Raw genomic sequence first — 25,310 nt, 5'->3', positions numbered from 1 at the left:
GTTGGGGGGTTGACAAGCAAGATCAGGCCGCCGCGGCCGCACGCTGGCCGCCGATGCCCAGGTAGGTCTCGACGATGCGGCGGTCGTGCAGCAAGTCGGCGGCGGCGCCGTGCAGCGCGATGGCGCCCATCTCCAGCACGTAGCCGCGGTCGGCGATGTTGAGCGCCGCGCGCGCGTTTTGTTCGATCAGCAGCACCGACACGCCCAGCTCGCGCAGCCGTGCCACCGTGTGCAGCACCTCGCGCACGATCAGCGGCGCCAGCCCCAGCGAGGGCTCGTCCAGCATCAGCAGGCGCGGCTTGGCCATCAGCGCGCGGCCGATGGCCAGCATCTGGCGCTCGCCGCCCGACAGCGTCGCGGCCAACTGCGCGCGGCGCTCGCGCAGGCGCGGGAAGATGGCAAACACCTCCTCCATGCGCTGGCGCTGCGTGCGGTCGCCCCGACGCCAGCGGGCAAAGCCCCCCAGCAGCAGGTTGTCCTCGACCGACATCTCGCCAAACAGCTCGCGCTTTTCGGGCACCAGCGCCACCTCGCGCGCCACCATGCGCTCGACGCTGGGGCGCGGCACCACCTCGCCGTCCACCGCCAACTGGCCGCGCGAGGGCAGCAGGCCCATGGCGGCGTTGAGCAGCGTGGTCTTGCCCGCGCCGTTGGGGCCGATGACGGTGACGATCTCGCCTGGGTACACGTCCAGGTCCACCTGGTGCAGCGCCTCCACCGGCCCGTACGAGACGCTGAAGCCGCGCAGTTGCAACAGCGGGGTGCTCATGCCGCACCTCCGGTCAGCGCGTCGTCACCGAGGTAAGCCTGCAGCACGCGCGGGTCGCGCTGCACCTCGGCCGGGGTGCCGTGCGCGATGACGGTGCCAAAGTCCAGCACCGTGATGCGGTCGGCCAGGTTCATCACGAACTCCATGTCGTGCTCCACGATCAGGATGCCCAGGCCTTCGCGGCGCAGCTGGTCCAGCAGTTTGGCCAGCGCCTGCTTTTCCAGGTGGCGCAGGCCCGCCGCCGGCTCGTCCAGCAGCAGCAGCGCGGGCTGCCCGGCCAGGGCGCGGGCGATTTCGACGATGCGCTGCTGCCCCAGCGCCAGCGCCCCCGCGGGGGTGTGCGCGTGTTCGATCAGGCCACAACGTTCGATCTGGCGCAGCGCCTCGGCCTGCAGCGCGGCTTCCTCGCGCCGGTCCAGCCGCAGCATGCTGGCCAGCCAGCCGCGCCGCCCGCGCAGGTGCGCGCCCAGCGCCACGTTGTCGAGCACGCTGCGCTGCCCCAGCAAGCGCACGTGCTGGAACGTGCGCCCCAAGCCGCGCGCCGCGAAGTCGCGCGACGGCCGCCCGGTCATGGGCTCGCCCAGCAGCCACACCTCGCCCTCGGTGGGGTCGTCCACCCCCGAGATCATGTTGAAAAACGTGCTCTTGCCCGCGCCGTTGGGGCCGATCAGCGCATGCACCTCGCCGGCGCGCACCTCCAGCGACACCTGGCTGTTGGCCACCAGACCGCCGAAGCGCTTGGTGACGTCGCGCGCCTGCACCAGCACCGTGCCCGGCGGTGGCAGCGTGCGTTGCGGCAGCGCGCTGGGCGGCGGCAGCCGCACCGGCGTCGGGCGCACCCCCAGCCGGCGTGCCCAGCCCGCCAGCGTGGGCCACAGCCCGTCGGCGTAGCGCTGCAGCACCACCATCATCAGCAGGCCAAAGACGATGATTTCGAAGTTGCCGCTGGCCCCCAGCAGCCGCGGCAGCCAGTCCTGCAGTTGCTCCTTGAGCAGCGCGATCAGGGTGGCGCCCACCACCGCGCCCCACAGGTGGCCCGAGCCGCCCACCACCGCCATGAACAGGTACTCGATGCCGATGTTGATGTTGAACGGGGTGGGGTTGACGAAGCGCTGCAAGTGCGCGTACAGCCAGCCCGACAGCGCCGCCAGCAGCGCGGCGAGCAAAAACACCTGCGCGCGCAGCCGCCCGGTGTCCACGCCCATCGATTCGGCCATCAGGCGCCCGCTTTTGAGCGCGCGCACCGCACGGCCGGTGCGCGAGTCCAGCAAGTTGTGCAGCGCCCACAGCGCCAGCAGCACCACGGCCCAGATCAGCAACCCCAGCTCGCGCGGGTCGGCCAGCGTCCACGGCCCGAGCTGCAGCGCGGCAATGCCGGTGATGCCCGTGTGTCCGCCCAAAAAGCCAAGGTTGCCAAACAGGAAATACAGGCTCAGCCCCCAGGCGATGGTGGCCAGCGGCAGGTAGTGCCCGCCCAGGCGCAGCGTCACCGCCCCGAGCACCCCCGCCACCAGCGCCGTCAGCACCAGGCCCAGCGCCAGCCCCAACCAAGGCAGCCACGCCGCCGGCACGCCTTGCAGGGCGGCGGCCACCTCCGGCGCGGTGCACACCCACGCGGTGGCGTACGCGCCCAGCCCCACGAACGCGGCCTGCCCGAACGAGGTCATGCCGCCCACACCGGTCAGCAGCACCAGCCCCAGCGCCACCAGCGCGTGCAGCCCGATGTAGTTGAGCAAGGTCACGGTGAAGGGGGACAGCCCACCCCACAGCGCCAGCAGCACCGCCACCGCGGCCACCGTGACGGTGCGTGTGGTCAGCCAGGTGGGGCCGGCGCCCGCGGCGCTGGGCACCCGGGTTGCGGGGGCGCTCATTCTTCGTCCTCCACGTGGTGGCTGCGCAGCGAGCGCCACAGCAGCACCGGAATGATCAGCGTGAACACCAACACCTCCTTGAAGGCGCTGGCCCAAAACGAGGCAAACGCCTCCAACTGCCCCACCAGCACCGCCCCCAGCAGCGCCAGCGGGTAACTGGCCAGGCCCCCGACGATGGCTGCCACGAACCCTTTGAGGCCGACCAAAAAACCGGTGTCGTAGTAAATCGTCGTGATCGGCGCGATCAGCAGCCCCGACACTGCGCCGATGAGCGCGGCCAGCGCGAAGCTGAGGTCACCCGACAGTTCGGTGGGGATCCCCATCAGGCGCGCGCCCACGCGGTTGATGGCGGTGGCGCGCAGCGCCTTGCCCAGCAGCGTGCGCTCGAAAAAGGCAAACATCGCCAGCACCAGCAGCACCGTGACGCCCACCACCACCAGCGCCTGCCCTGGCACCGGGATGCCGGCCAGCTCCAGGCGCGCCTCGGAAAACGCCGGGGTGCGCGAGCCTTCGGCGCCAAAAAACCACAGCCCCAGGCCCATCAGCACGCCGTGCAGCGCCACCGACACGATCAGCAACACCAGCACCGTGGCGTGCGCCAAGGGCCGAAACGCCAGCCGGTACGTCAGTGGCCCCAGCGGTGTGACCAGCAGCAGCACCGCCGCAGCCTGCCCCAGCAGCGAGGTGGGCCGCCAGCCCAGCAACAGCGCCGCCGCCAGCCCGGGCAGCACCACGCACCACAGCGCGGTGGCCCACGGGTCCACGGTGGCCCCGCGGCGCCAGCGCCACAGCTCCAGCAGCAGCACCACCGCCGCCATCGCCAGCAGCAGCCACAGGATGCCCGGCGTGACACCGGCTTGCAGCGCCGCCATCGACAACGCCGCGTAGGCGACCAATTCCCCCTGGGGCACGAAGATCACGCGCGTGACCGAAAACACCAACACCAGCGCCAGCGCCATCAGCGCGTACACGGCCCCGTTGACGATGCCGTCCTGGGCCAAAAAAAGGGCGATTTGCAAGTCCATCGGGCGACAGCCTCGGGGTCATCGAAAGGCGCGCCGCTGCACCGGCGCGGGACGCGCCACCGCGCGGACGGGCGCCCGCGGTGGCGTCCGCGCCGCAAGCCGCCCCGAGCACGCGCGCGCAGGGCAACCCGCAGCGCCGCGGCTCAGGGCGCGTATTTCCAAGTGCCGTTTTCGACCTTGACCATCACGCGCGCGCGCTGGTCCAGGCCGGCGTGGTCGGTGGGCGACATGTTGAAGATGCCGTGCGCGCCGGCCACGTTACGGGCGTTTTCCAGCGCGTCGCGCAACGCGGCGCGGAATTCGGCCGTGCCGGGCTTGGCCTTTTTGAGCGCTTCGGGCACCGCCGCCTGCAGCAGCAAGCCGGCGTCCCAGGCGTGGCCGCCAAAGGTGGTCACGCTGCCCTTGCCATAGGCGTCCTCGTAGGCCTTGACGTAGGCTTGGGCCGACTTCTTGACCGGGTGGTCTTGGGGCAGCTGGTCGGCCACCAGCATCGGGCCGGCGGGCAGCAGCGTGCCCTCGCAGTCCTTGCCGCACACGCGCAAAAAGTCGTTGTTGGCCACGCCGTGCGTTTGGTAGATCTTGCCGGTGTAGCCGCGCTCTTTGAGCGTTTTTTGCGGCAGCGCCGCCGGCGTGCCGGAGCCGGCGATCAGCACCGCGTCGGGCCGCGCCGACACGATCTTGAGCACCTGGCCGGTGACCGAGGTGTCGGTGCGGTTGTAGCGCTCGTTGGCCACGATCTGCAGCTTTTTCAGCCCGGCGGCCTTGGCAAACTCCTGGTACCAGCCTTCGCCGTAGGCGTCGGCAAAGCCGATGAAGGCCACGTTGCGCACCCCGCTGTCGGCCATGTGCGTGGCGATGGCCACCGCCATCAGGATGTCGTTTTGCGGTGTCTTGAACACCCAGCGCTTTTTGTCGTCCACCGGCTCGACGATGCGGGCCGAGGCGGCCAGCGAAATCATCGGCACCTTGGCCTCGGCCACAGCGTCGATCATCGCCAGCGAGTTGGGCGTGGTGGTGGAGCCGACGATGACGTCAACCTTGTTTTCGCTGATCAGCTTGCGCGTGTTGGTGACGGCGGCGGTGGTGTCGCTGGCGTCGTCGAGCACGATGTAGTTGATTTTTTCGCCGCCGATGGTTTTGGGCATCAGCGCCACGGTGTTTTTCTCCGGGATGCCCAGCGACGCCGCCGGCCCGGTGGTGGACAGCGTGACACCGACATTGATGTCGGCCCAGGCCGCGGCACTCAGGCCGGCGGTGGCCGCCAGCGCGAGCAGGGTTTTGCGCAGTTTCATCAGAGGTCTCCTCAGGGGTGGCACGAAGTTGCACGAAGCAGCCGACTGCCTCGCATGGTTATGCGCCATAACATGCATGATAGTGCATGTCTCAGCGCTCGTCAAAGGTTAGCACGAGCCGCGGCGTGCAGGCCCGCGCCTGGCAGGTCAACACAAACCCGGCCGCCACCTCGGCGTCGGTGAGGCCGAAGTTGCGCTCCATCGTAACCTCGCCCTCCAGCACCTTGGCGCGGCAGGTGCTGCACACGCCGCCCTTGCACGAGTACGGCAGGTCCAGGCCCGCTTCCAGCGCCGCGTCGAGCACGGCTTCGCCGGCGGCCAGCGGCACCTCGTGCTGCTTGCCATCCAGCACCACGATGGCCTGCGCGGCGGCGTGCGCGGCGCGGCGCGCCTCGGCGGCGTCGACGTCGGCCTGCACCTTGGCCGCCTGCGCGGGGTCGGTGGTGAAGCGCTCGGTGCGGATCGCCTGCGCCGGCACACCGGCCTGCAGCAGCGCGCGCTCGGTGGCCTGGATCATCGCCTCGGGGCCGCAGATGAACACCTCGTCCATGCTGGCCGGCGGCAGCAGCGCGTCCATGATGGCACGCACCTTGGCCTCGTCCAGCCGCCCCTGCAGCAGATCGACCTCCTGCGCCTGGCGCGACAGCACGTGGATCATCGTGAAGCGGTCGGGGTAGCGGTCCTTGAGGTCCTGCAGCGCCTCGTTGAACATGATGGTGGAGGTGCGCCGGTTGCCGTAGACCAGCGTGAACTTGGTGTGCGGCTGCTCTTCCAGCGTGCTGGCCACGATCGACAGAATCGGCGTGATGCCCGAGCCGGCCGCAAAGCCGACGCGGTGCAGGGCGCGCGGGCGCTGCACGGTGAAGCGCCCCTGCGGCGGCATCACCTCCAGCGTCTGGCCGGGCTGCACGGCGCGCACCGCCCAGTTGGAAAAGCGCCCACCCACCACCGGGCGGATGCCGATGTCGAGCTCGCCAGCGTGCTGCAGGCGCGAGCGCGGGCTGCAAATGGAGTAGTTGCGGCGCAGCTCCTGGCCGTCGACGGTGGCGCGCAGCGTCAGGTACTGGCCAGGCTCGAAACGGAAGGTCTCGCGCAGCGCGGGCGGCACCTCCAACGTGATGGCCACCGCGCCGCCCGCTTCGGGGCTGACGCGCTTGACGGTGAGGGGATGAAAGCGGGCGATGCTCATGGCAGCCTCGGGCGGGGGGGGTCAATGGGGTTTGAAATGGTCGAACGGCTCGTGGCAGTCCAGGCACTGCCACAGCGCTTTGCACGCGGTGGAGCCAAAGCGCGACACTTCGCGCGTGCGCATCGAGCCGCAACGCGGGCACGGCACGGGCGCGGGCGCACGCGGCACGAAACGCAGCACCTGCTCGCCCGCTGTGGGCGTGTCGGCGCAGCGCCCCGGCGGGGCGATGCCGTAGGCGCGCAGCTTGGCGCGGGCCTGCTCGGTCATCCAGTCGGTGGTCCACGGCGGGGCCAGCTGCGTGGTGACGCGCGCACGCACGCCCAGGCGCTGCAGCGTGGCGCGCACATCGTCTTCGATCTGCGCCATCGCAGGGCAGCCGCTGTAGGTGGGGGTGATGACGACCTCGACGCAGGTCGGGTCGTCGGCGGCGGCACGCACGGCGCGCACGATGCCCATGTCGGCCAGCGTGACGACCGGGATTTCGGGGTCGGTCAGCTCGGCCAACGCCGCGTGCACGCGCGCCAGCAGCGCGTCGTCCACGGGGGGCAGGGCGTTGGTGGGTGGCGCCATCGCGTGCCCTTGCCTCACCACTGCGCGCCGGGGTGGGCGCGCGCCACCACCTGCAGCTCGCCCAGCAGGTAGCTCAGGTGCTCCGAATGCACGCCGAGCTTGCCTTGCGGCACGTGGCCTTGGTCGCTGGGCACGCGCAACGTGGCCTCGGCCAGCGTGGCCTCGACCGTGGCCTGCCACGGGGCGCGCAAAGCCGCCACGTCCACGCCCACACCGGCTTGCACGGCGGCGCGCTCGAAGTCGCTGGAGGTCCAGAACTCCTGCGTGTACGGCATCAGGTGGTCGAACGCCGCCTGCATGCGCGCGTGCGACTCGTCGGTGCCGTCGCCCAGCCGCACCACCCACTCGCTGGCATGGCGCAGGTGGTAGCGCGCCTCCTTGAGCGACTTGGCCGCGATGGCCGCCAGCGGCGCGTGCGCGCTGGCCTGCAGCGCCTCCCACAGCGGCACCATCAGCGCGCTGTAGAGGAAGTTGCGCGCCAGCGTCACGCCCCAGTCCATGTCGCCTTGGGCGTAGCCCACGCGCGGCAGGCTGGCGGGCAGCTCCAGCAGCACGTAGTTGCGGAACTGGTGCGCGTCGCGCCAGTAGGCGTAGGTGTCTTCGGTGGCGTCGCCGCCCTGCAGGCGCGCCACCTCCTGGTACAGCAGCCGCGCCTGGCCGATCAGGTCCAGGCTCTGGTTGGCCAGGGCCAGGTCTTCTTCCAGCACCGGCCCCACGCCGCACCACTGGCAGTTGCGTTGCGCCAGCACCAGGGCGTTGTCGCCCAGGTGCAGCAGGTACTCGGTCAGCACCGAGGTGTCCACGGCCAGCGCGTCCATCACATGTGCCCCACTTCGTCGGGGATGTCGTAAAAGGTCGGGTGGCGGTAGATCTTGTCCGCCGCCGGCTCGAAAAACTCACCCTTGTCGTCCGGGCGGCTGGCCACGATCGCGGCCGAGGGCACGACCCAGATGCTGACGCCTTCTTGGCGCCGGGTGTAGATGTCGCGCGCCATTTGCAGCGCGTGCGTGGCGTCGGCGGCGTGCAGGCTGCCGCAGTGCTTGTGTTCCAGGCCTTGTTTGCTGCGCACAAACACTTCCCACAGCGGCCAGTCTTTCAGCGCCGGGGCGGGGGTGTTGGGGGTGGTGTCGCTCATGGTGGGGTCGTCCTTGGGCAGGATGGGGGAATGCAACGCGGCGGCCCGGGGTTCACGCCGCGGCTTTGAAGGCGCGCTCGCGCTGCTTGCGCGCGTGCGCCAGCGCCGCGTCGCGCACCCAGGCGCCGTCGCGGTGGGCTTTGATGCGGGTGCCGAGGCGTTCCTTGTTGCACGGGCCGTGACCGTTGACGGTTTGCCAGAACTCCTCCCAGTCGATCTCGCCGAAGTCGTAGTGCCCGCGCTCGGGGTTCCACTTCAGCTTCGGGTCGGGCAGCGTCACGCCCAACACCTCGGCCTGCGGCACGGTGGCGTCGACAAACTTTTGCCGCAACTCGTCGTTGCTGATGCGCTTGATGCCCCAGCGCATGCTTTGCTCGCTGTGCACGCTGGCGCTGTCGGGCGGCCCGAACATGGCCAGGCACTTCCACCACCAGCGGTTGACGGCGTCTTGCACCATGCGGCGCTGCTCCTCGGTGCCGCGCATCATCGTCAGCAGCAGCTCGTAGCCCTGGCGCTGGTGGAAGCTTTCTTCCTTGCAGATGCGAATCATCGCGCGCGCATAAGGGCCGTAGCTGCAGCGGCACAGCGGGATCTGGTTCATGATCGCGGCGCCGTCGACCAGCCAGCCGATCACGCCCACGTCGGCCCAGTTCAGCGTGGGGTAGTTGAAGATCGAGCTGTACTTGGCGCGGCCGCTGAGCAGCTGCTCGATCAGCTCGGCGCGGCTCACCCCCAGCGTTTCGGCCGCCGAGTACAGGTACAGGCCGTGGCCGCCCTCGTCTTGCACCTTGGCCAACAGGATGGCCTTGCGCTTGAGGCTGGGCGCGCGCGTGATCCAGTTGCCCTCGGGCAACATGCCCACCACCTCGCTGTGGGCGTGCTGGCTGATTTGGCGGATCAGCGTTTTGCGGTAGGCCTCGGGCATCCAGTCCTGCGGCTCGATGCGGCCGTCAGCGTCGATGCGGGCCTGGAACGCGGCCAGCTTGTCGGCGGGCTCGTCAGCCTGAAGCGGCTGCACGTTGCCCTTGGGATCGGGGATGCTCAGCGCTTGGGTGTACATGGCGGGTCTCCGGGGGGGTCAAAGGGGGCGTGGGCGCTCGTCCTGCACGCGCTTGGCCTTGCCGGTCTGGGTGCGCGGCAGCGTGTCGGCGTCCAGCACCGTGACGCGGGTGCTGACGCCGATGAAGGTCTTGATGCGGTGCTGCAGTTCGCGCGCGATGGTGGCGCGCTCGGCGTCGCTGAGCCGGCCGCTGAGGGCGCGTTGCAGCTCGCAGCGCACTTCGAGCTGGTCCAGATGCCCCTCGCGCGTCAGCACCAGCAGGTAGTGGCCCGACAGTTGCGCGTCGCGCAGGATCTGCTCCTCGATCTGGGTCGGGAAAACGTTGACCCCACGCAGGATGATCATGTCGTCGGTGCGGCCGGTGATGCGGCCCATGCGCCGAAAGCTGCGCGCGGTGGGGGGCAGCAGCCGCGTGCGGTCGCGCGTGCGGTAGCGGATGATCGGCATGGCCTCCTTGGTCAACGAGGTGAAGACCAGCTCGCCCTCCTCGCCGTCGGGCAGCACCTCGCCGGTGTCGGGGTCGATGATTTCGGGGTAGAAGTGGTCTTCCCAGATCACCGGGCCGTCCTTGGTCTCGATGCACTCGTTGGCCACGCCCGGCCCCATCACCTCCGACAGGCCGTAGATGTCCACCGCATCCAGCCCCAGCTTGCGCTCGATTTCGGCGCGCATGCCTTCGCCCCACGGTTCCGCCCCAAAGATGCCGACCTTGAGCGGTATCTGCTCCGGCGCGATGCCCTGGCGCTCGAACTCCTCGGCCAACACCAGCGAGTACGACGGCGTGACCATGATGATGTCGGGCTTGAAGTCCATGATCAGCTGCACCTGGCGCTCGGTCTGGCCGCCCGACATCGGGATCACCGTGCAGCCCAGGCGCTCGGCGCCGTAGTGCGCCCCCAGCCCCCCGGTGAACAGGCCATAGCCGTAGGCCACGTGCACGATGTCACCCGGGCGGCCGCCGGCGGCGCGGATGGAGCGCGCCACCAGGTTGGCCCAGGTGTCGATGTCGCGCTGGGTGTAGCCCACCACGGTGGGCTTGCCGGTGGTGCCGGACGAAGCGTGGATGCGCACGACGCGCTCGCGCGGCACCGCGAACATGCCAAACGGGTAGTTGTCGCGCAGGTCGGCCTTGGTGGTGAAGGGGAATTTGGCCAGGTCAGCCAGCGTCTTGAGGTCGTCCGGGTGGACACCGGCGGCGTCGAACTTGGCGCGGTAGTGCGGCACGTTGTCGTAGGCGTGGCGCACGCTCCACCGCAGGCGCTCCAGTTGCAGCGCCGCGATTTCGTCGCGGCTGGCGGTCTCGATCGGCTCCAGGTCGCCGGGGCGGGGGGCTTTGACGGGCATGGTCAGGGTCTCCTCGAATCGGGGTGGTGTCAGGTGGCGGCGCCGCGCGCGGCGGCGGCCTGCTCCAGCCCGGCGATGACTTCGCCGCTGAGGCGGTAGCTCTTGCCGCGGAACAGCGCCACCGTGCGCCCACCACGCACGCGCACCGTGATGTCGTACACACCGGTGCGACCGCTGAGCGAGCGCTCGACGGCCTCGGCCTCCAGCACGTCGCCCGCGCGCGCCGGGGCCAAAAAGTCGATGTGGCAGGCCGACGCCACCGTGTTGTGGTTGTGGCTGTTGCAGGCGTAGGCAAACGCGCTGTCGGCCAGCGTGAAGATCAGCCCGCCGTGGCACATCGCGTGGCCATTGACCATGTCCGGACGCACGGTCATCGACATCACCGCCCGGCCAGGGCCAATGGCTTCCAGCCGCATGCCCAGCGCCTGACAGGCGTGGTCACGCGCCCACATCGCGGCCGCCGCCGCTTCGGCCAGGGCTTGGGGGTCGGTCGGGGGCGGGGTGTGGGCGCTCATCGTGATACAAAAATATGGCGTTTCGTGATGTTTTCAGTATCACGCGGAGGCAAGCCCATGCCTATAGGGGTTTTCCCGGAGGGATGCGGCGGGTTTAGGCTGTCATCGGTGGCCCCAGCGAGCACTCGTCGTCCAACGGCTCGAAGCGCTGCCACAGCCATGGCGCGGCGGCCGGGGTGTGGCCATCGGCCAGGCACAGGCGCGCGTCCAGGTGCCGCTCGGCCGGGGCCAGCAGCAGGCGGTACAGGCGCCGGCACACCTGGCGCGCGCGCTCGCCGGGCCACTCGCGCGGCAGCAGCTCGGCGGGCAACTGCGGGTCGCGCAGCAGCAGGCGCCGCCAGTCGTGGATCAGCAGCGTGCGCGCGCAAAACGCCAACTCCGGCGGTGGCGCGCTGGCGGCGCTGCGCAGCGCCGCTTCGATGGGGGCGTACTGGGCCACAAAGTCGGCGTAGTGCTGCGCCAGCGCCGCCAGGTTCCACGCCTGCTGCACCAGCGTGCGGTTGGGGGCCACGCCGCGCAACGGCAGGCGTTGCGCACGCAGCGGCAGCAGCGCCCCGGCCCACGCGCCCAGCCCGTCGGCGGCCAGCGCCTCCAGGGTGGCGTCCATGTCGGCGCTGGGGTGCACGAACACCCCGCCCGGCAGCTCGCCGTAGCCCTGCCAGAACAGCGAGCGGCGCAGCCGCTCGCGCACCCGCGCCGGCAGCGCCTCGGTCACCAGCAGCATGCGCCAGTGCAGGTCCCAGCTCGGGGCCCGCGCGGCGTAGATCTGCCGCGCCGCCTCGTCCACGCGCGCCAGCCCCGCGTCGGTCAGCAGGTAGTCGGTGCGTCGCCCCTGCGCCCGTGTGGTCAGCCAGCCCTCTTGCACCAGGCGGTACACCGCGGTGCGCACCAAGCGTTCGTTGACGCCCAGCGGCTGCAGCAATTGGATCAGGCTGCCCAGCCACAGGCACGCGCCGCGCGGCAGCACGGCGTCGCCGAACACGGTGACAATCAGCGAGCCGGCCTGCACGCGGTCCTGGCTCGAGTGGGCATCGATGCGCGCGCGCAGCAGCGCCAGCGCGTCATCGGGCGACGGTGGGACGGAGGGCACGACCATGGGCGCGATGGTAGCGCCCGCGCGCCCGTGCCACCGCGGCGGTCACTCGTGCGCGCGCAGCGCCCCCGCGGCCTGGCCCTTGCCGGCCCGCGCGGGCGGCTTGCACAAGCCACACACGTAGTGACGTTTGTTGACGTAGGGATCGGCCACGAAGTGCCCCCCGCAGCAGGTGCAGCGGGTGCGTATCAGCATGCCCGCGTCCATGAAACGGCTCAGCCGCCACGCGCGCGTGAAGCTCAGCAGCGGCTCCAGCCCACACGCGTGCATCTGCTCGGCGTACAGGCGCCAGGCGCGCATGATGGCGTCGATGTCGTCCACCGCGACGTTTTTCAAGATGGACTGACGGATGTTTTCAAACAGCGACGCGTGGATGTTGGGCTGCCACTGCAAAAAGTAGTCGGTCGAAAACGGCAACTGCCCCTTGCTGGGCGAACGCCCCGTGACCTCTTTGTAGAGCTTGAGCAGCCGCTCGTACGACAGGTTGGTTTCGCTCTCCAGCACCTGCAGCCGCGCGCCCAGGCGGATCAAATCGATGGCGCGCTGCACGTCGCGCGCTTCGGCCAGCAGGCTTTTGGTGGCGGGCTTGGTGGTGGTGCTCATGGGGCGGCTCCGGGCAAGGTACGGTTGGGGGCAGGGGCTCGGTGGGGTGCGCTACGGCCTCAGGCGGCCTCGGCCAAGCGACTCGCCAGCAGGATGCTGCCGTGCAGGCGCTGCGCCGCTTCGCCCACCGAACGCTGCGGGGCGTGCGATCCGGCCAGCAGCGCAAACACCATGTCGTCGTCGGCCTGGAAGCGGGCGAGCAGCGTGTTCTGGCTGGCCAGTTTGACCACCTGCGCGGTGCTCAGCGCGGCGATCAGCTCGGCCGCTTCCTCGCTCAAGCCCAGCCGAAAGCACGCCTCGGCCTTGTCGGCGCGGATCAGGCGCTGCGCCAGCATCAGGTAGGTGAGGTTGGCCTCGCGGATCTCGGCCAGCAGTTGCTCACGTTCAGCGTCGGTGCCGGGCAGTTCGTGGGTGGCGGCGGTCATGGCAGCTCTCCTTTTCAGGTTCTGGCGCTGCCGGGCTGCAACCTTTACCACACCCCGCACAGCGCTGTTGCGTTGAAAAGGATTGTCAAAACCGGCCAGCTTTTCTTGAATCGGAAGGTGTCTGTTCGCGCCGTCAGCCATCCGCCGTCAGCGCGTCGGAAAATGCCTGACACGCACCGTCGCGGTGGGGCGGCTTGTGCCGCTCGGTGCCGGCTCGTGGGCGGCTCGGCACCGCGTCCCAGCCTGCGCTACCATCCATGCGCATGAGCACCCGGCGCAAGCTGCCCATTGGCATCCAAACCCTGCGCGACATTCGCGATGGGGGCTACTACTACGTCGACAAAACGCCACAGGTAGCACGGCTGGCCGACAGCGGCAAGTACTACTTCCTCTCGCGCCCGCGCCGTTTTGGCAAGTCGCTGCTGATCGACACCATCGCCGAGGCCTTTGCCGGCCAGCGCGCGCTCTTTGAAGGGGGTGAGGCCGCCGTGGCGCTGGGGGTGGAGCCGGCAGCAGCCAGCCGGCCGCGGCTGTACCTGGCCGAGCACTGGGACTGGGGGCGGCGGCATCCCGTCATTCGCATCTCCTTTGCCGAAGGACGACTGGAGCAGCGCCACCAGCTTGAAGCCCACATCCACGACCAGCTGAGCATCAACGCCGCGCGCCTAGGCGTGGACATCCCGGCCGAACCTGCGGATCCCCACATTCGCTTGGGGCACCTGATCACCCGCACCGCCGAAGCGCGCGGCCAGCAGGCCGTGGTGCTGGTCGATGAGTACGACAAGCCGATCCTGGACAACCTGGAAACGCCGGACATCGCCCGCGCGATGCGTGAGGGGCTTAGGAATCTCTACTCCGTCATCAAGGGGCGCGATGCCGATGTGCGCTTTGCGATGCTGACAGGCGTCTCTAAATTCAGCAAGGTGTCGATTTTCTCGGGTCTGAACAACCTGTACGACCTGACCCTGGATCCGGCCTATGGCGCGCTGTGCGGCTACACCGAAGAAGATCTGGACACCGTCTTTGCGCCCGAGTTCGAGGCGGCCGCGGCCGACGGCCAGCCGCTGAACCGTGGTGAAGTGCGGCGTTGGTACAACGGCTACGCCTGGGGCCCGGTGAGTGTGTACAACCCCTTTGACGTGCTGTTGCTGCTGCGCATGCGCGAATTTCGACCGCACTGGTTCGAGACGGGCACGCCCACCTTCCTCGTGCAGTGGTTGCAGCGCCGGGGTTTCTTCACCCCGCGGCTGGAGCAGCTCTACGCTGACGAGGCGCTGCTGAGTGCTTTCGATGTGGACGGCATCGAGCCCGAAGCGATGCTGTGGCAGACCGGCTACCTCACGATCAAGGGGGTGCAACGCTTTGCGGGCGAGATCGAATACCAGTTGGCGGTGCCGAATTGGGAAGTGCGTCAGGCCCTCAACAAGGCGCTCATGCAGGCTTGGCACCCCCAGCCGCGCAGCGCGCCGCTGCGCGCGCTGCACGACGCCTTGGGCCAGGGTGACGTGGCCGCCTTGCAAGCCCACTTCGAGCGTTTGTTTGCCTCCATCCCACACGACTGGTACCGCGCCAACCCGATCGCGCAGTACGAGGGCTACTTTGCCAGCGTCTGCTACAGCCACCTGGCCAGTCTCGGCGTGGAGATCATCCCAGAGGACGTGACCCACGAAGGCCAGTGTGACCTCACGGTCAAGCACGCCGGCATCGTGTGGGTGTTTGAGTTCAAGGTCATCCAAGGTGAACAGGCCACCGGCCAGGCCCTGCAGCAACTCCAGACCAAAAACTACGCGGCCAAGTACCGCGGTGCACCCGGCGTCGAGCGCGTGATCGAAGTCGGCGTGGAGTTCAGCCGCAGCCGGCGGCAGATTGTGGGGTGGGAGGCGTTGGCAGCCCATCCGCCGCCTCGGTGACGGCCTCGCATGGACGGCTCCAGCGGCAAGCCCTTAACCCCTTTCCCGCTGCAGGCGCTGGCTTTGCCAGTACACGTCATCGCCCCCGGCGGCGCGGTTGAGCACGCGCGCCAGCACGAACAGCAGGTCGCTCAAGCGGTTGAGGTACTGGCGCGGCGCGTCGTGGATGGCCTCTTCCTGCCCCAACGCCACCAGGCTGCGTTCGGCGCGGCGCGCCACCGTGCGGCACACGTGCGCCAGCGCCGCGGCGCGGCTGCCTCCGGGCAAGATGAACTCCTGCAAGCGCGGCAGCCGCGCGTTGTAGTGCGCCAACGCTTCGTCCAGCGCCAGCACCGCGTCGGTCTGCAGCAACTGGTAGCCGGGCACGCTGAGCTCGCCCCCCAGGTTGAACAGCTCATGCTGGATGCGCTGCAGCAGCGCGCGCACATCGTCCGGCAGAGGCTCGGTCAGCAGCAGCCCGAGGTTCGAGTTGAGCTCGTCGACATCGCCCATGGCGTGCACCCGCAAGCTGTTTTTGCTCACACGCTGGTTGTTGCCCAGACCGGTCGTGCCGGCATCCCCGGTGCGGGTGGCGATCTGGGTGAGGCGGTGTCCCATGCATTGTCTCCCGTGGCGTGGCTGCGGATAATGCGCAGCATTATCGGCCACACCCCACCCCGCCCCACATGACCGTCGCGCTCACCCCCACGCTGTTGCCGCACATCGACGTCCAACCCACGCCGCCCGAAGCGCTGGTGGCGCTGCAGGCGCGCTTTGGCGCGCAGCTGTCCACCGCCTGGGCCGTGCGCGAGCAGCACGGCCGCGACGAGTCGGCCTTCACCCACGTGCCGCCGCCGGCGGCGGTGGTGTTTGCCGAGTCCACGCAGGACGTCGCCGACGCCGTGCGCATCGCCGCGCAGTGGCGCGTGCCGGTGATCCCGTTCGGCGTCGGCTCCTCGCTGGAAGGGCACCTGCTGGCGGTGCGCGGCGGCATCAGCCTGGACGTCAGCCGCATGAACCAGGTGCTGGCCGTGCACGCCGACGATCTCACCGCCACCGTGCAGCCGGGTGTGACGCGCAAGCAGCTCAACGAGGCCATCAAACATCTGGGGTTGTTTTTCCCCATCGACCCCGGCGCCGACGCCTCGATCGGCGGCATGACCGCCACCCGCGCCAGCGGCACCAACGCCGTGCGCTACGGCACCATGCGCGACAACGTGCTGGCGCTGGAAGTGGTCACCGCGCGCGGCGACGTCATCCGCACCGGCACGCGGGCGCGCAAAAGCAGCGCCGGCTACGACCTGACGCGCCTGTTCGTGGGCAGCGAGGGCACGCTGGGCATTTTCACCGCGATCACCGTGCGCCTGTACCCGCTGCCCGAGGCGGTGTCGGCGGCGGTGTGCTCGTTTCCCAGTGTCGACGCCGCCGTGCGCACGACGATGGCCATCATCCAGATGGGCGTGCCCATCGCCCGCTGCGAGCTGCTCGACGCGCGCACGGTGCGCGCCGTCAACGCCCACAGCAAGCTGGGCTTGCGCGAAGCACCGATGCTGTTGATGGAGTTCCACGGCTCGCCAGCCAGCGTGCGCGAGCAGGCCGAAACGGTGCAGGCGCTGGCGCATGAGCACGGCGGCCAGGATTTCGAGTGGGCCACCACGCCCGAAGAGCGCACGCGCCTGTGGACAGCACGCCACAACGCCTACTTCGCCGCCGTGCAAAGCCGCCCAGGGTGCCGCTGCATCACCACCGACGCCTGCGTGCCGATCAGCCAACTGGCCGAACAGGTGGGCGCCGCGGTGGCCGAGGCCGACGCGGCGGGGTTGCCCTACTTCCTGGTCGGGCACGTCGGCGATGGCAACTTCCACATGGGCTACCTGATCGACCCCGACGACGCCGCCGAGCGCGCGCGCGCCGAAGCGCTCAACGCCGCGCTGGTGCAGCGCGCGATCGACTGCGGCGGCACCTGCACCGGCGAGCACGGCGTGGGCCTGCACAAAATGGCGTTTTTGCACGCCGAGGTCGGCGACGGCGCCCTGGCGCTGATGCGCGCCATCAAAGCGGCGCTGGATCCGCAGGGCATCCTCAACCCGGGCAAGGTGCTGGCATGACGGCGCCGGCCGTTGCTCGACGCTTGGGACGACTGTCGGCGTTGCTGATGGTCCCACGCACGGCGCGGTGGGTGGTGGCGGGCTTCATCGTGTTGCTGGTGCTGCAGGCGTTGCTGGTGCAGCAAGGGTTGCAACGGCTGCGTGACATCGGCACGATGTTCGACCATGTCGCACGCACGGCGCTGCCCGCGCAGCAGCACGCACACGAGATGCAACGCGCCGCCCAGGCGCGCATCATGCTGTTGCTGCGCATGCTGGCGCAGCCCGACCCGTTCGAGCGTGAGGCGGACGCGCAGGCGTTCGTGCAAGAGGGCTTGGCTTTTGGGCGCGCCCGCGACGCGCTGCTGGCCCTGGCCTTGGACGACGCCACACAAATCCAACTGCGGCACATCCAGCAGCAAGCGGTGGCCCTGAGCCAGCGCCAGCGCGCCATGAGTGAGGCGTTGCTGCAAGGGCGCGACGACGAGGCGCGTGCGCTGCTGGAACAGCAGCGCCTGTTCGACGTGCAACGTGAGCTGGTGCTGGAGCTGCAAGCGCTGGCGCAGCGTATGCAGCAGCAGGCACAGGCCGATCAGCAGCGTGCCCTGGAAGCGCAACGCTCGGCTGAGCGCATTGTGCTGATGTTGGGCGCGTCGCTGTTTGCGCTGGGGGTCGCCATCGGCGTGGCGGTCACGCGCCTGGTGGCACGCGCCGAGCGGTTGTTGCTGTTGGACAAGGAGCGCGCCGAGGCGGCAGCGTGCCGTGACCCGCTGACGGGTTTGTACAACCGCCGCGGTTTCGAGCAGGCGCGCGAGCTTCTGTTGCGCGCCAGCCCAAACGGCACACCGCACAGCTTGCTGCTGATCGACCTGGATCATTTCAAACCCGTCAACGACACCGCCGGGCACGACGCCGGCGACGCGTTGCTGCGCCGGCTGGCGCAGTTGCTGCGCGACCAGGTACGGCCTCAGGACATCGTCGCGCGGCTGGGGGGCGATGAGTTCGCCGTCGTGCTGGTCGGGTTGGACGCCGCCCAGGCCACGCAAGTCGGGCAACGCATTCGCGACGCTGTGGCGGACTTCAGCTTCGAATGGGGCGGCCGCACGTTCCGACTGGGCACCAGCATCGGCGTGGCCACCGTCCTGACCGGGGCGGCCGAAGCGGCGTGGTCACACGCCATGAAGGCCGCCGACGAGGCCTGCTACGAGGCCAAGCGGCGCGGCCGGGGTCAAGTGGTGGGCGCCGCCGACGTCGCCACCCCGGCAACCGGCGTGCAGGCCTCGGTCGCCTGAGCGGGCATGCGGTAGGCCCACAGCCAGCGGCCGTCCGGGCAGCGCCAGCGCAGCGTCGGCCGCCAGCCGGGCACCTCAAACTCCAGGCTGGCCAGCCAGGCGCCCGGGCGCAGCTCGGCCGCGGCTTTGGCCGCCGCGTGCGGCATCGTCTCGGGCCGCTGAAACAGGTACACCAGGTCGTACGGCGCCCAATCGGTGCGCCACAAGTCGCCGTGGCGCACGCGCGCGCCCACCGGCGCACGCAGCCGCGCCAACAGCACCCACGGCCAGGCGCGCTCGACGCCGTGCAGCTCGGCGTCGGGGTAGGCGCGCTCCAGCGCGCGCAGTCCGTCGCCCGCGCCGCAGCCCGCGTCCAGCACGCGCGCCCGCGGCGGCAGCCACAGCGCCTCGCGCAGGCCGTCCAGCGCCCCAACGGGGGTGGGGTACAGCGGCGCGTCGCGCCACGCCCGCCACGGGTACAGCGCCAGCACCAGCAGCGCCAGCAGCGCCCACACCCACCCGGGGGGTGCAGGCACCAGCCCCGCCGCCAGCACCCACGAGACCGGAAACCCCGCCGCCAGCACCATGCGCCGCAGCGGTGTGTCGCCCCGGCGCAGCGCCCACACGATGGCCAGCAGCGCCACCACCCCAAACGACTCGGCCACCGGCCGCTGCAGTCCGACGCGCAGCACCACGTAGCCGCCCCAGGCCGCCAACCACGCCAGCAGCGCGGGCAGCGGCCAGCGGTCGAGCGGTGACGGCGTGGCGGCGCGGCGGCGCATCGGGGATCAGCCGTCGGCCAGGGCGCGCAAGCGTTGCAGCAGGCCGTCGAGCTCGTCCAGCGAGCCAAACGCGATGGCCAGCTCGCCCTGCTCGTCCACGCGGCCGGCGCGCTTGACGCGCTTTTTGACGCGCACCTCCACCTGCGCCGCCAGCAGGTCGGACAACTCCTCCTCCAGCCGCCGCACGTCGCGCGACTTGTCGCGCTTGGGCCGCGGCGGCGTCAGCGCAAACGCGGCCCCGAGCCGCTTGGCCAGCGCCTCGGCCTCGCGCACCGACAGCCCCTTGGCGGCGATCTGGTTGGCCGCGGTGATCTGCGTGGCCTTGTCCAGGCTGAGCAGCGCGCGCGCATGCCCCATGTCGAGGTCACCGGCCAGCAGCATCGTCTGCACCGGCTCGGCCAACTGCAGCAGGCGCAGCAGGTTGGTGGCGGCGCTGCGCGAGCGCCCGATGGCTTGCGCCGCCTGCTCGTGGGTCAGCCCAAAGTCGCGGATCAGCCGTTGCAGCCCCTGCGCCTGCTCCAGCGGGTTGAGGTCCTCGCGCTGAATGTTTTCGATCAGCGCCATCGCCGCCGCCGCTTCGTCGCTAACGTCGCGCACCAGCACCGGCACCGCCTCCAGCCCCGCCAGCCGGGCCGCGCGAAAACGCCGCTCGCCGGCGATGATTTCGTACACCGGGCGCGCGCCGCGTGGCACGGTGGGCGCAAACGGCTGGCCGGCGGCGCTCGTGTGCCACGCCTGCAAACGCGCTTCGGCCACCTCGTCGGGCAAGCGGCGCACCAGCACCGGCTGCATGATGCCCTGGGCTCGGATGCTCTCGGCCAACTCGTACAGGGCGCCCTCGTCCATGCGGGTGCGCGGCTGGTACTGACCCGGCACCAGGTCGGTCAGGGGCAGCTCGCGTGGGGTGTCGCCGCTGGCGTCGTCGACGCTGGGTCCGAGCAGCACGTCCAGCCCGCGGCCCAGGCCCTTGGGTTTTTTGTTCGCTGGTGTCATCGGTTCACATCCGCTCGACGCGCGCCACCATTTCGCGCGCGAAATCCACGAACGCCTTGCTGCCGCGCGCCGCCGGGTCGAACACCACGCCGGGCAAACCGTAGCTGGGCGCCTCGGCCAAGCGCACGTTGCGCGGTATCACGGTGTCGAACACCTTGTCGCCAAAGTGCCCCTTGAGCTGCTCGCTGACCTGCTGCTGCAGCGTGATGCGGGCGTCGAACATCACGCGCAGCAGGCCGATCAGCTTGAGGTCGCGGTTGAGGTTGGCGTGCACCTGCTTGATGCTGTTGACCAGGTCGGCCAGCCCCTCCAGCGCGAAGTACTCGCACTGCATCGGCACGACGACACCGTGGGCGGCGCACAAGCCGTTGAGCGTCAGCAGGCTGAGCGACGGCGGGCAGTCGATCAACACAAAGTCGTAGTCGCCCTGCACCGCGGCCAGCGCCTGGCGCAGGCGGTGTTCCCGGCGCGGCAAACCCACCAATTCGACCTCGGCGCCGGCCAGTTCGCGGTTGGCCCCGAGCACGTGGTAACCAACGCGCTCGCTGGGGCGGGCCGCTTCGGCCACGCTGGCGCTGCCCAGCAGCACCTCGTACACGGTGGGGGCCAGGGTGCGCTTGTCCACCCCGGAGCCCATCGTCGCGTTGCCCTGCGGGTCCAGGTCCACCAGCAGCACGCGCTGCCGCAGCAGCGCCAGGCCCGCGGCCAGGTTGACCGCGGTGGTGGTCTTGCCCACCCCGCCCTTTTGGTTGGCCACGCAAAAAACTTTCGCCATTGCCGTCGCTACTTCCTTTGCCGGTGCCGCACCCACCCGCGGCTGCGTTGCGCAAGGCTGCAGTTTACGTGCTCTGCGCGGCACGCTGGCGCATCCAAACCAGGCAGCGCTCGGCGTTCAGCCCGGGCACGCTCAAAGGTTCCACGTGAAACACTTCGATGGCCGGCGGCAGTGCGGCCATTTCGTCGTGCGGCACGCGGCCCTTCATCGCCATCCACACCCCCGCCGGCGCCAACGCCGCGCGCGACCACGCGGTGAAGTCCGCCAGCGTCGCCAAAGCGCGCGAACACACCACGTCGTAGCCGGCTTCTTGCAGCGCTTCGACACGCGCGTGCACGCTGCGCAGGTTGGGCAGCGCCAGCGCCGCAGCCACCTGGGCGACGAAGGCGGCCTTTTTGGCCACCGTGTCCACGCACGTCACCTGCCACGCGGGGCACGCCATTGCCAGCAACGCGCCCGGCAGGCCACCGCCCGAGCCGACGTCCAGGATGCGCACCGTGGCCACGTCCCCGCGGCCCATCCGCTGCAACTGCTGCTGCAACGGGCGCACCACCGCCAAGCAGTCCAGCAGGTGATGCGTGAGCATGTCGGCCGGGTCGCGCACCGCGGTCAGGTTGTACACGCGGTTCCATTGCTGCAGCAAATCCAGGTACGCCAACGCGCGGCGCGGCAGCTCGGTGTGCGCCGACAAGCCCAGCGCGGCCAGCCCCGCGGCCAGCCGCTTGGCCAGGGCGTCGTGGTCGGCCGCGTGGGGGCCGCTCACGCCGCCTCCGCGCGCGGGGCGTCGCGCTCGGCCGGGGTGTCGAGGTCGGCAAAGCCTCGGAAACGCCCGCGCTTGAGGTGGATCAGCAACAGCGAGATGGCCGCCGGCGTCACACCCGAGATGCGCGCCGCCTGCCCCAGCGTTTCGGGCCGGTGCTGCTGCAGTTTTTGGCGCACCTCGATGCTGAGCGCCTTGACCTGCATGTAGTCCAAATCCGGCGGCAACTTCAGGTGTTCGTAGGCCGCCGCTCGCTCGACCTCCTCGCGTTGGCGCTCGATGTAGCCGGCGTATTTGGCGCCGATTTCCACCTGCTCGACGACGGCGCCGTAGTCGTCGCCCAACGTTTCACGTGAAACACCGTCGGCGGGCGGCGCAAAGCGGCCACCCTCCAGCGACATCAAGGCCTCGTAGCGCACGCCCGGGCGGCGCAGCAGGTCGAACAGCGTGTGCTCGTGCGCCAACGGCTGCCCGAGCACACGCTCGGCCTCGGCCGCGCTGACGTTGCGCGGGTGCGCCCAGGTGGCCTTGAGGCGAGCCGTCTCGCGCTCGATGGCGTCGCGCTTGCGCGCAAACGCCGCCCAGCGCGCGTCGTCCACCAGGCCCAGCCGCCGGCCGATTTCGGTCAAGCGCAGGTCGGCGTTGTCCTCGCGCAACTGCAGCCGGTACTCGGCGCGGCTGGTGAACATGCGGTACGGCTCAGTCACGCCTTTGGTGATCAAATCGTCCACCAGCACGCCCAGGTAGGCTTGGTCGCGCGTCGGCACCCACGGCTCGCGCCCCAGCACCTGCAGCGCCGCGTTGATGCCGGCGTGCAAGCCTTGGGCGGCCGCCTCCTCGTAGCCGGTGGTGCCGTTGATTTGGCCGGCAAAAAACAGCCCGCCGATGGCCTTGGTCTCGAACGTCGAGCGCAGCGCGCGCGGATCGAAGTAGTCATACTCGATGGCGTAGCCAGGGCGCAGGATGTGCGCGTTTTCCAACCCCGCGATCGAGCGCACCAACGCGTACTGGATGTCGAACGGCAAGCTGGTCGAGATGCCGTTGGGGTACACCTCGTGGGTGTCCAAGCCCTCCGGCTCCAGGAAAATCTGGTGGCTGTCTTTGTCGGCAAAACGGTTGATCTTGTCCTCGACGCTGGGGCAGTAGCGCGGCCCCACGCCTTCGATCTTGCCCGTGAACATCGGGCTGCGGTCAAAACCGGAGCGGATGATTGCGTGCGTGCGCGGGTTGGTATGCGTGATCCAGCACGGCAGCTGGCGCGGGTGCATCTCGGGCCGACCGATGAAGCTGAACACCGGCACCGGCTGGCCTTCGGTGTCGGACCCCGGCATGCCGTCACCCGGCTGCACCGTGCAGCGGCTCCAGTCGATGGTGCGGCCATCCAGGCGCGGCGGCGTGCCGGTCTTGAGCCGACCCTGCGGCAACTTGAGCTCTTTGAGCCGCGCGGACAGCGCCACCGCCGGCGGGTCACCCGCACGCCCGCCGCTGTAGTGCTGCAAGCCGACGTGGATCTTGCCATCCAAAAACGTGCCCGCGGTCAACACCACCGCACGCGCGCGAAAGCGCACTCCGATCTGCGTCACCGCCCCGGCCACGCGGTCGCCTTCCAGGATCAGATCGTCCACCGCCTGCTGAAACAGCCACAGGTTGGGCTGGTTTTCCAGCCGGCGGCGAATGGCCGCCTTGTACAGCTTGCGGTCGGCCTGCGCACGCGTGGCCCGCACCGCGGGGCCTTTACTGGCGTTGAGGATGCGAAACTGGATGCCAGCCTCGTCGGTGGCCAAGGCCATCGCGCCGCCCAGGGCGTCGATTTCCTTGACCAAATGCCCCTTGCCGATGCCGCCGATGCTGGGGTTGCAACTCATCTGCCCCAGCGTTTCGATGTTGTGCGTCAGCAGCAGCGTGCGGCAGCCCATGCGGGCCGCCGCCAGCGCCGCTTCGGTGCCGGCGTGCCCGCCGCCCACCACGATGACGTCGAATGGCTCCGGGTACCACATCGCGCTTCACCACCACGAAAAAGCGCGCATTGTCCCACGTTCGCGCCCGCCGCGCTGCCTCACCCAGGCCAAGGCCCCCACGGGGTTGGCGTGTTTCACGTGAAACAAGGGCACACCCCCCTTGCGACAAATCAAGGCACTCACGTACATTATCTGTACAGTCAACACCCGGCCCTTGCAAGGCCATCGCACGGCATTGCCACACACATCCGCACAGGAGCACACCATGACCCGTAACGTTGGCGGCATCGACCGCGTCATTCGCATCGTCGTGGGCGCCGCGCTCATCCTGGGCGCCATCACCGAAACCATCGGCGCGTGGGGCTGGATCGGCATCGTGCCGCTGGCCACCGGGTTGATCGGCTGGTGCCCGCCCTACGCCATCTTCGGCATCAACACCTGTAAGGTCCATTCGGGCGACAACCCTACCCACTGACTGTGGTTGAGCCTCGCGGCGCCCCAGGCAGCTGGGTGCGCAGGAGGCAGCCCCAGTGCCCCCGCAAGGCCGAGCTTTGCGGGGGCCGCCGAACGGTTGTGCTTATGCCCCCACGGCAACCTTGAGGGTCAGCTGCGCCCTTGCCCAAGCCACGTCATCGGCGGCGATCCAACGCTGAACCTCGTGCGCCGGCAGCGCCGGCGCCAACAGCCAGCCCTGCAAGGCGTCGACACCGTGGCGACGCAGGTGGCGCGCCTGCGCCGGGGTTTCCACCCCTTCGGCCACGGTACGCAGGCGCAACAGCCGCGCCAAGCGCGCCACGCCACGCACCATCGCCGCGTCGGTGGCGTTGTCGGGCAGCTCACGCACAAACTCGCGGTCGATTTTGATGCAGTGCAACGGCAGCCGCTTCAGTTGGGCCAGCGACGAGTGCCCGGTGCCAAAGTCGTCCAGCGCCAACTGCACCCCCAGCGCCATCAAATGCTGCAACGTGGCGCGCGCCTGCTGCGGGTTGGCCATGGCCTGCGTCTCGGTGATCTCAAGCTCCAGCGCATCGCCGGGCAGGCCGTGGCGGTGCAGCGCGCCCTGCACGCGCTGCGGCCAATCCGGCAAGCGAAACTGCTGCGCCGACACATTGACCGCCACGCGCACCTGAGCGCCCTGCGCCCGCCAGCGCGCCACCTGGGCGCAGGCCTCTTGCAACACCCAGTCGCCCAAGGGCACGATCAGCCCGGTGCGCTCGGCCACCGCGATGCATTGCGCCGGCGACACCGCCCCCAGCACGGGGTCGTGCCAACGCAGCAGCGCTTCCACGGCATCGACGCGTTCGCCGGCCACATGCCACTGCGGCTGGTAGTGCAGGGCCAGCCCCTGGCCATCGTGCAAGGCCTGCTGCAAGCGTTCGTGCAGGCGCACGCGCGCGTCCAACGCGTGGCGCATGCGCGCGTCGTAGCGCACCACACCGCCACGACCGCCGTCCTTGGCGGCGTACATAGCCAAATCGACGCATCGCAGCAGTGTGTCGGCGTCGCGCGCATCGTCCGGAAACAGGGCCACCCCGATCGAGGCGTTGGTGCGCAGCTCGCAGCCGTCCGCGGCGTAGGGTTGCTGCAGCGCCCGCAACAGTTTGCGGGCCACGGTCTCGGCGGCGGCGGCATCGTGCACCTCCGGCAGCAACACCAAAAACTCGTCGCCCCCAAGGCGCGCCACGAGGTCGGTCTCGCGCAAGTGCGCGCGCAGCCGGCGCGCCACCTCGACCAGCACGCGATCCCCGGCGGCATGCCCGTGCCCGTCGTTGATGGCTTTGAAGTCATCCAGGTCCAGCAGCAACACCGGGTGGAGTCAATAATCAAGTGCAACACCCCTGATCTGCCCTGCACTCGACCCTGCCGCCGTCCCATGGGAACCCACTACCAGCACCTGAGCGCCG

The 25,310-nt window shown here is 69.8% G+C and carries 25 protein-coding genes; 4 read left to right on the top strand and 21 right to left on the bottom strand.

Annotated features, from left to right (window positions below):
- Nucleotides 1-22: 22 nt before the first annotated feature.
- The 14 genes from EDC36_RS05890 to flhD form a co-directional block, all read right to left on the bottom strand.
- Nucleotides 23-769 carry an ABC transporter ATP-binding protein gene (locus EDC36_RS05890; protein WP_132962327.1) on the bottom strand — a complete coding sequence of 249 codons (747 nt, stop codon included), beginning with the start codon at nt 767-769 and terminating at the stop codon, nt 23-25.
- Nucleotides 766-2,640, bottom strand: coding sequence for a branched-chain amino acid ABC transporter ATP-binding protein/permease (locus EDC36_RS05885; RefSeq protein ID WP_132962326.1), 1,875 nt, complete (start codon nt 2,638-2,640; stop codon nt 766-768). The genes EDC36_RS05890 and EDC36_RS05885 overlap by 4 nt, the downstream gene beginning before the upstream one ends.
- Nucleotides 2,637-3,665, bottom strand: coding sequence for a branched-chain amino acid ABC transporter permease (locus EDC36_RS05880; RefSeq protein ID WP_132962325.1), 1,029 nt, complete (start codon nt 3,663-3,665; stop codon nt 2,637-2,639). The genes EDC36_RS05885 and EDC36_RS05880 overlap by 4 nt, the downstream gene beginning before the upstream one ends.
- 143 nt (nt 3,666-3,808) lie before the next feature.
- The gene (locus tag EDC36_RS05875; protein ID WP_132962324.1) at nt 3,809-4,957 is read right to left on the bottom strand and encodes an ABC transporter substrate-binding protein; all 1,149 of its coding nucleotides are present in this window, start codon (nt 4,955-4,957) and stop codon (nt 3,809-3,811) included.
- A gap of 91 nt (nt 4,958-5,048) precedes the next feature.
- Nucleotides 5,049-6,146 (bottom strand): 1,2-phenylacetyl-CoA epoxidase subunit PaaE, encoded by a 1,098-nt coding sequence (paaE, locus tag EDC36_RS05870; protein ID WP_132962323.1) that lies wholly within the window; start codon nt 6,144-6,146, stop codon nt 5,049-5,051.
- A 21-nt stretch (nt 6,147-6,167) separates the two neighbouring features.
- Nucleotides 6,168-6,716 carry a 1,2-phenylacetyl-CoA epoxidase subunit PaaD gene (gene paaD / locus EDC36_RS05865; RefSeq protein WP_132962322.1) on the bottom strand — a complete coding sequence of 183 codons (549 nt, stop codon included), beginning with the start codon at nt 6,714-6,716 and terminating at the stop codon, nt 6,168-6,170.
- Nucleotides 6,717-6,730: 14 nt separating this feature from the next.
- Entirely contained in the window at nt 6,731-7,534 is an 804-nt protein-coding gene (paaC, locus tag EDC36_RS05860) for a 1,2-phenylacetyl-CoA epoxidase subunit PaaC (protein ID WP_132962321.1), read from the bottom strand.
- Nucleotides 7,534-7,851 (bottom strand): 1,2-phenylacetyl-CoA epoxidase subunit PaaB, encoded by a 318-nt coding sequence (gene paaB, locus EDC36_RS05855; RefSeq protein WP_132962320.1) that lies wholly within the window; start codon nt 7,849-7,851, stop codon nt 7,534-7,536. The genes paaC and paaB overlap by 1 nt, the downstream gene beginning before the upstream one ends.
- Before the next feature lie 52 nt (nt 7,852-7,903).
- Nucleotides 7,904-8,911, bottom strand: coding sequence for a 1,2-phenylacetyl-CoA epoxidase subunit PaaA (gene paaA / locus EDC36_RS05850; protein WP_132962319.1), 1,008 nt, complete (start codon nt 8,909-8,911; stop codon nt 7,904-7,906).
- 18 nt (nt 8,912-8,929) lie between these two features.
- Nucleotides 8,930-10,255 carry a phenylacetate--CoA ligase PaaK gene (gene paaK / locus EDC36_RS05845; protein WP_132962318.1) on the bottom strand — a complete coding sequence of 442 codons (1,326 nt, stop codon included), beginning with the start codon at nt 10,253-10,255 and terminating at the stop codon, nt 8,930-8,932.
- A gap of 29 nt (nt 10,256-10,284) precedes the next feature.
- Nucleotides 10,285-10,770 (bottom strand): hydroxyphenylacetyl-CoA thioesterase PaaI, encoded by a 486-nt coding sequence (gene paaI / locus EDC36_RS05840; protein WP_132962317.1) that lies wholly within the window; start codon nt 10,768-10,770, stop codon nt 10,285-10,287.
- A 94-nt stretch (nt 10,771-10,864) separates the two neighbouring features.
- On the bottom strand, nt 10,865-11,866 hold the full coding sequence (paaX, locus tag EDC36_RS05835) for a phenylacetic acid degradation operon negative regulatory protein PaaX (protein ID WP_185971208.1): 1,002 nt from the start codon (nt 11,864-11,866) through the stop codon (nt 10,865-10,867).
- A gap of 42 nt (nt 11,867-11,908) precedes the next feature.
- Nucleotides 11,909-12,466, bottom strand: coding sequence for a flagellar transcriptional regulator FlhC (flhC, locus tag EDC36_RS05830; RefSeq protein WP_132962316.1), 558 nt, complete (start codon nt 12,464-12,466; stop codon nt 11,909-11,911).
- A 59-nt stretch (nt 12,467-12,525) separates the two neighbouring features.
- Nucleotides 12,526-12,891 carry a flagellar transcriptional regulator FlhD gene (flhD, locus tag EDC36_RS05825; RefSeq protein ID WP_132962315.1) on the bottom strand — a complete coding sequence of 122 codons (366 nt, stop codon included), beginning with the start codon at nt 12,889-12,891 and terminating at the stop codon, nt 12,526-12,528.
- A gap of 263 nt (nt 12,892-13,154) precedes the next feature.
- Between flhD and EDC36_RS05820 the strand changes: the two genes are divergently transcribed.
- Entirely contained in the window at nt 13,155-14,801 is a 1,647-nt protein-coding gene (locus tag EDC36_RS05820) for an ATP-binding protein (RefSeq protein WP_132962314.1), read from the top strand.
- 33 nt (nt 14,802-14,834) lie between these two features.
- Here the strand turns inward: EDC36_RS05820 and EDC36_RS05815 are convergent, their stop codons facing one another.
- A complete protein-coding gene (locus EDC36_RS05815; RefSeq protein WP_132962313.1) occupies nt 14,835-15,398 on the bottom strand; it encodes a cob(I)yrinic acid a,c-diamide adenosyltransferase in 564 nt (187 codons plus the stop codon).
- 68 nt (nt 15,399-15,466) lie between these two features.
- Between EDC36_RS05815 and EDC36_RS05810 the strand changes: the two genes are divergently transcribed.
- Nucleotides 15,467-16,888, top strand: a complete 1,422-nt coding sequence (locus EDC36_RS05810; protein ID WP_132962312.1) for an FAD-binding oxidoreductase — start codon at nt 15,467-15,469, stop codon at nt 16,886-16,888.
- Nucleotides 16,885-18,159 (top strand): GGDEF domain-containing protein, encoded by a 1,275-nt coding sequence (locus tag EDC36_RS05805; protein ID WP_132962311.1) that lies wholly within the window; start codon nt 16,885-16,887, stop codon nt 18,157-18,159. Before EDC36_RS05810 ends, EDC36_RS05805 begins: the two co-directional genes overlap by 4 nt.
- Here EDC36_RS05805 and EDC36_RS05800 read toward each other — a convergent pair.
- From EDC36_RS05800 to mnmG, 5 genes are all read right to left on the bottom strand, one after another.
- A complete protein-coding gene (locus EDC36_RS05800) occupies nt 18,096-18,920 on the bottom strand; it encodes a class I SAM-dependent methyltransferase (RefSeq protein ID WP_132962310.1) in 825 nt (274 codons plus the stop codon). The genes EDC36_RS05805 and EDC36_RS05800 overlap by 64 nt on opposite strands.
- Nucleotides 18,921-18,926: 6 nt before the next feature.
- Complete coding sequence (locus EDC36_RS05795; RefSeq protein ID WP_132962309.1) at nt 18,927-19,913, bottom strand: ParB/RepB/Spo0J family partition protein; 987 nt, start codon at nt 19,911-19,913, stop codon at nt 18,927-18,929.
- A 4-nt stretch (nt 19,914-19,917) separates the two neighbouring features.
- Nucleotides 19,918-20,688, bottom strand: a complete 771-nt coding sequence (locus tag EDC36_RS05790; RefSeq protein ID WP_132962308.1) for a ParA family protein — start codon at nt 20,686-20,688, stop codon at nt 19,918-19,920.
- Between the two features lie 64 nt (nt 20,689-20,752).
- Entirely contained in the window at nt 20,753-21,451 is a 699-nt protein-coding gene (gene rsmG, locus EDC36_RS05785; RefSeq protein WP_185971207.1) for a 16S rRNA (guanine(527)-N(7))-methyltransferase RsmG, read from the bottom strand.
- On the bottom strand, nt 21,448-23,445 hold the full coding sequence (gene mnmG / locus EDC36_RS05780; protein WP_132962307.1) for a tRNA uridine-5-carboxymethylaminomethyl(34) synthesis enzyme MnmG: 1,998 nt from the start codon (nt 23,443-23,445) through the stop codon (nt 21,448-21,450). The genes rsmG and mnmG overlap by 4 nt, the downstream gene beginning before the upstream one ends.
- Before the next feature lie 226 nt (nt 23,446-23,671).
- On the opposite strand from mnmG, the gene EDC36_RS05775 reads away from it, so the two are divergent.
- A complete protein-coding gene (locus tag EDC36_RS05775) occupies nt 23,672-23,881 on the top strand; it encodes a YgaP family membrane protein (RefSeq protein ID WP_132962306.1) in 210 nt (69 codons plus the stop codon).
- Nucleotides 23,882-23,983: 102 nt separating this feature from the next.
- Here EDC36_RS05775 and EDC36_RS05770 read toward each other — a convergent pair whose 3' ends face one another.
- A complete protein-coding gene (locus EDC36_RS05770) occupies nt 23,984-25,213 on the bottom strand; it encodes a putative bifunctional diguanylate cyclase/phosphodiesterase (protein ID WP_132962305.1) in 1,230 nt (409 codons plus the stop codon).
- Between the last annotated feature and the right edge of the window lie 97 nt (nt 25,214-25,310).

The organism is Tepidimonas ignava (genome assembly GCF_004342625.1).
Classification (GTDB): Bacteria; Pseudomonadota; Gammaproteobacteria; order Burkholderiales; family Burkholderiaceae_C; genus Tepidimonas; species Tepidimonas ignava.
The sequence above is the reverse complement of the archived record's forward strand: the minus strand, read 5'-3'. Positions and strand labels throughout refer to the sequence as shown.

What these genes read in the sequence shown, in the direction of transcription:
- paaI (WP_132962317.1), bottom strand. Translation starts at nt 10,770, where the DNA reads ATGAGCGCCCACACCCCGCCCCCGACCGACCCCCAAGCCCTGGCCGAA.
- EDC36_RS05775 (WP_132962306.1), top strand. Translation starts at nt 23,672, where the DNA reads ATGACCCGTAACGTTGGCGGCATCGACCGCGTCATTCGCATCGTCGTG.
- EDC36_RS05810 (WP_132962312.1), top strand. Translation starts at nt 15,467, where the DNA reads ATGACCGTCGCGCTCACCCCCACGCTGTTGCCGCACATCGACGTCCAA.
- EDC36_RS05795 (WP_132962309.1), bottom strand. Translation starts at nt 19,913, where the DNA reads ATGACACCAGCGAACAAAAAACCCAAGGGCCTGGGCCGCGGGCTGGAC.
- EDC36_RS05805 (WP_132962311.1), top strand. Translation starts at nt 16,885, where the DNA reads ATGACGGCGCCGGCCGTTGCTCGACGCTTGGGACGACTGTCGGCGTTG.
- EDC36_RS05885 (WP_132962326.1), bottom strand. Translation starts at nt 2,640, where the DNA reads ATGAGCGCCCCCGCAACCCGGGTGCCCAGCGCCGCGGGCGCCGGCCCC.
- paaD (WP_132962322.1), bottom strand. Translation starts at nt 6,716, where the DNA reads ATGGCGCCACCCACCAACGCCCTGCCCCCCGTGGACGACGCGCTGCTG.
- paaK (WP_132962318.1), bottom strand. Translation starts at nt 10,255, where the DNA reads ATGCCCGTCAAAGCCCCCCGCCCCGGCGACCTGGAGCCGATCGAGACC.
- mnmG (WP_132962307.1), bottom strand. Translation starts at nt 23,445, where the DNA reads ATGTGGTACCCGGAGCCATTCGACGTCATCGTGGTGGGCGGCGGGCAC.
- paaB (WP_132962320.1), bottom strand. Translation starts at nt 7,851, where the DNA reads ATGAGCGACACCACCCCCAACACCCCCGCCCCGGCGCTGAAAGACTGG.
- EDC36_RS05890 (WP_132962327.1), bottom strand. Translation starts at nt 769, where the DNA reads ATGAGCACCCCGCTGTTGCAACTGCGCGGCTTCAGCGTCTCGTACGGG.
- EDC36_RS05790 (WP_132962308.1), bottom strand. Translation starts at nt 20,688, where the DNA reads ATGGCGAAAGTTTTTTGCGTGGCCAACCAAAAGGGCGGGGTGGGCAAG.
- paaE (WP_132962323.1), bottom strand. Translation starts at nt 6,146, where the DNA reads ATGAGCATCGCCCGCTTTCATCCCCTCACCGTCAAGCGCGTCAGCCCC.
- EDC36_RS05820 (WP_132962314.1), top strand. Translation starts at nt 13,155, where the DNA reads ATGAGCACCCGGCGCAAGCTGCCCATTGGCATCCAAACCCTGCGCGAC.
- EDC36_RS05815 (WP_132962313.1), bottom strand. Translation starts at nt 15,398, where the DNA reads ATGGGACACCGCCTCACCCAGATCGCCACCCGCACCGGGGATGCCGGC.
- paaA (WP_132962319.1), bottom strand. Translation starts at nt 8,911, where the DNA reads ATGTACACCCAAGCGCTGAGCATCCCCGATCCCAAGGGCAACGTGCAG.
- EDC36_RS05880 (WP_132962325.1), bottom strand. Translation starts at nt 3,665, where the DNA reads ATGGACTTGCAAATCGCCCTTTTTTTGGCCCAGGACGGCATCGTCAAC.
- flhC (WP_132962316.1), bottom strand. Translation starts at nt 12,466, where the DNA reads ATGAGCACCACCACCAAGCCCGCCACCAAAAGCCTGCTGGCCGAAGCG.
- paaX (WP_185971208.1), bottom strand. Translation starts at nt 11,866, where the DNA reads ATGGTCGTGCCCTCCGTCCCACCGTCGCCCGATGACGCGCTGGCGCTG.
- flhD (WP_132962315.1), bottom strand. Translation starts at nt 12,891, where the DNA reads ATGACCGCCGCCACCCACGAACTGCCCGGCACCGACGCTGAACGTGAG.
- paaC (WP_132962321.1), bottom strand. Translation starts at nt 7,534, where the DNA reads ATGGACGCGCTGGCCGTGGACACCTCGGTGCTGACCGAGTACCTGCTG.
- EDC36_RS05875 (WP_132962324.1), bottom strand. Translation starts at nt 4,957, where the DNA reads ATGAAACTGCGCAAAACCCTGCTCGCGCTGGCGGCCACCGCCGGCCTG.
- EDC36_RS05800 (WP_132962310.1), bottom strand. Translation starts at nt 18,920, where the DNA reads ATGCGCCGCCGCGCCGCCACGCCGTCACCGCTCGACCGCTGGCCGCTG.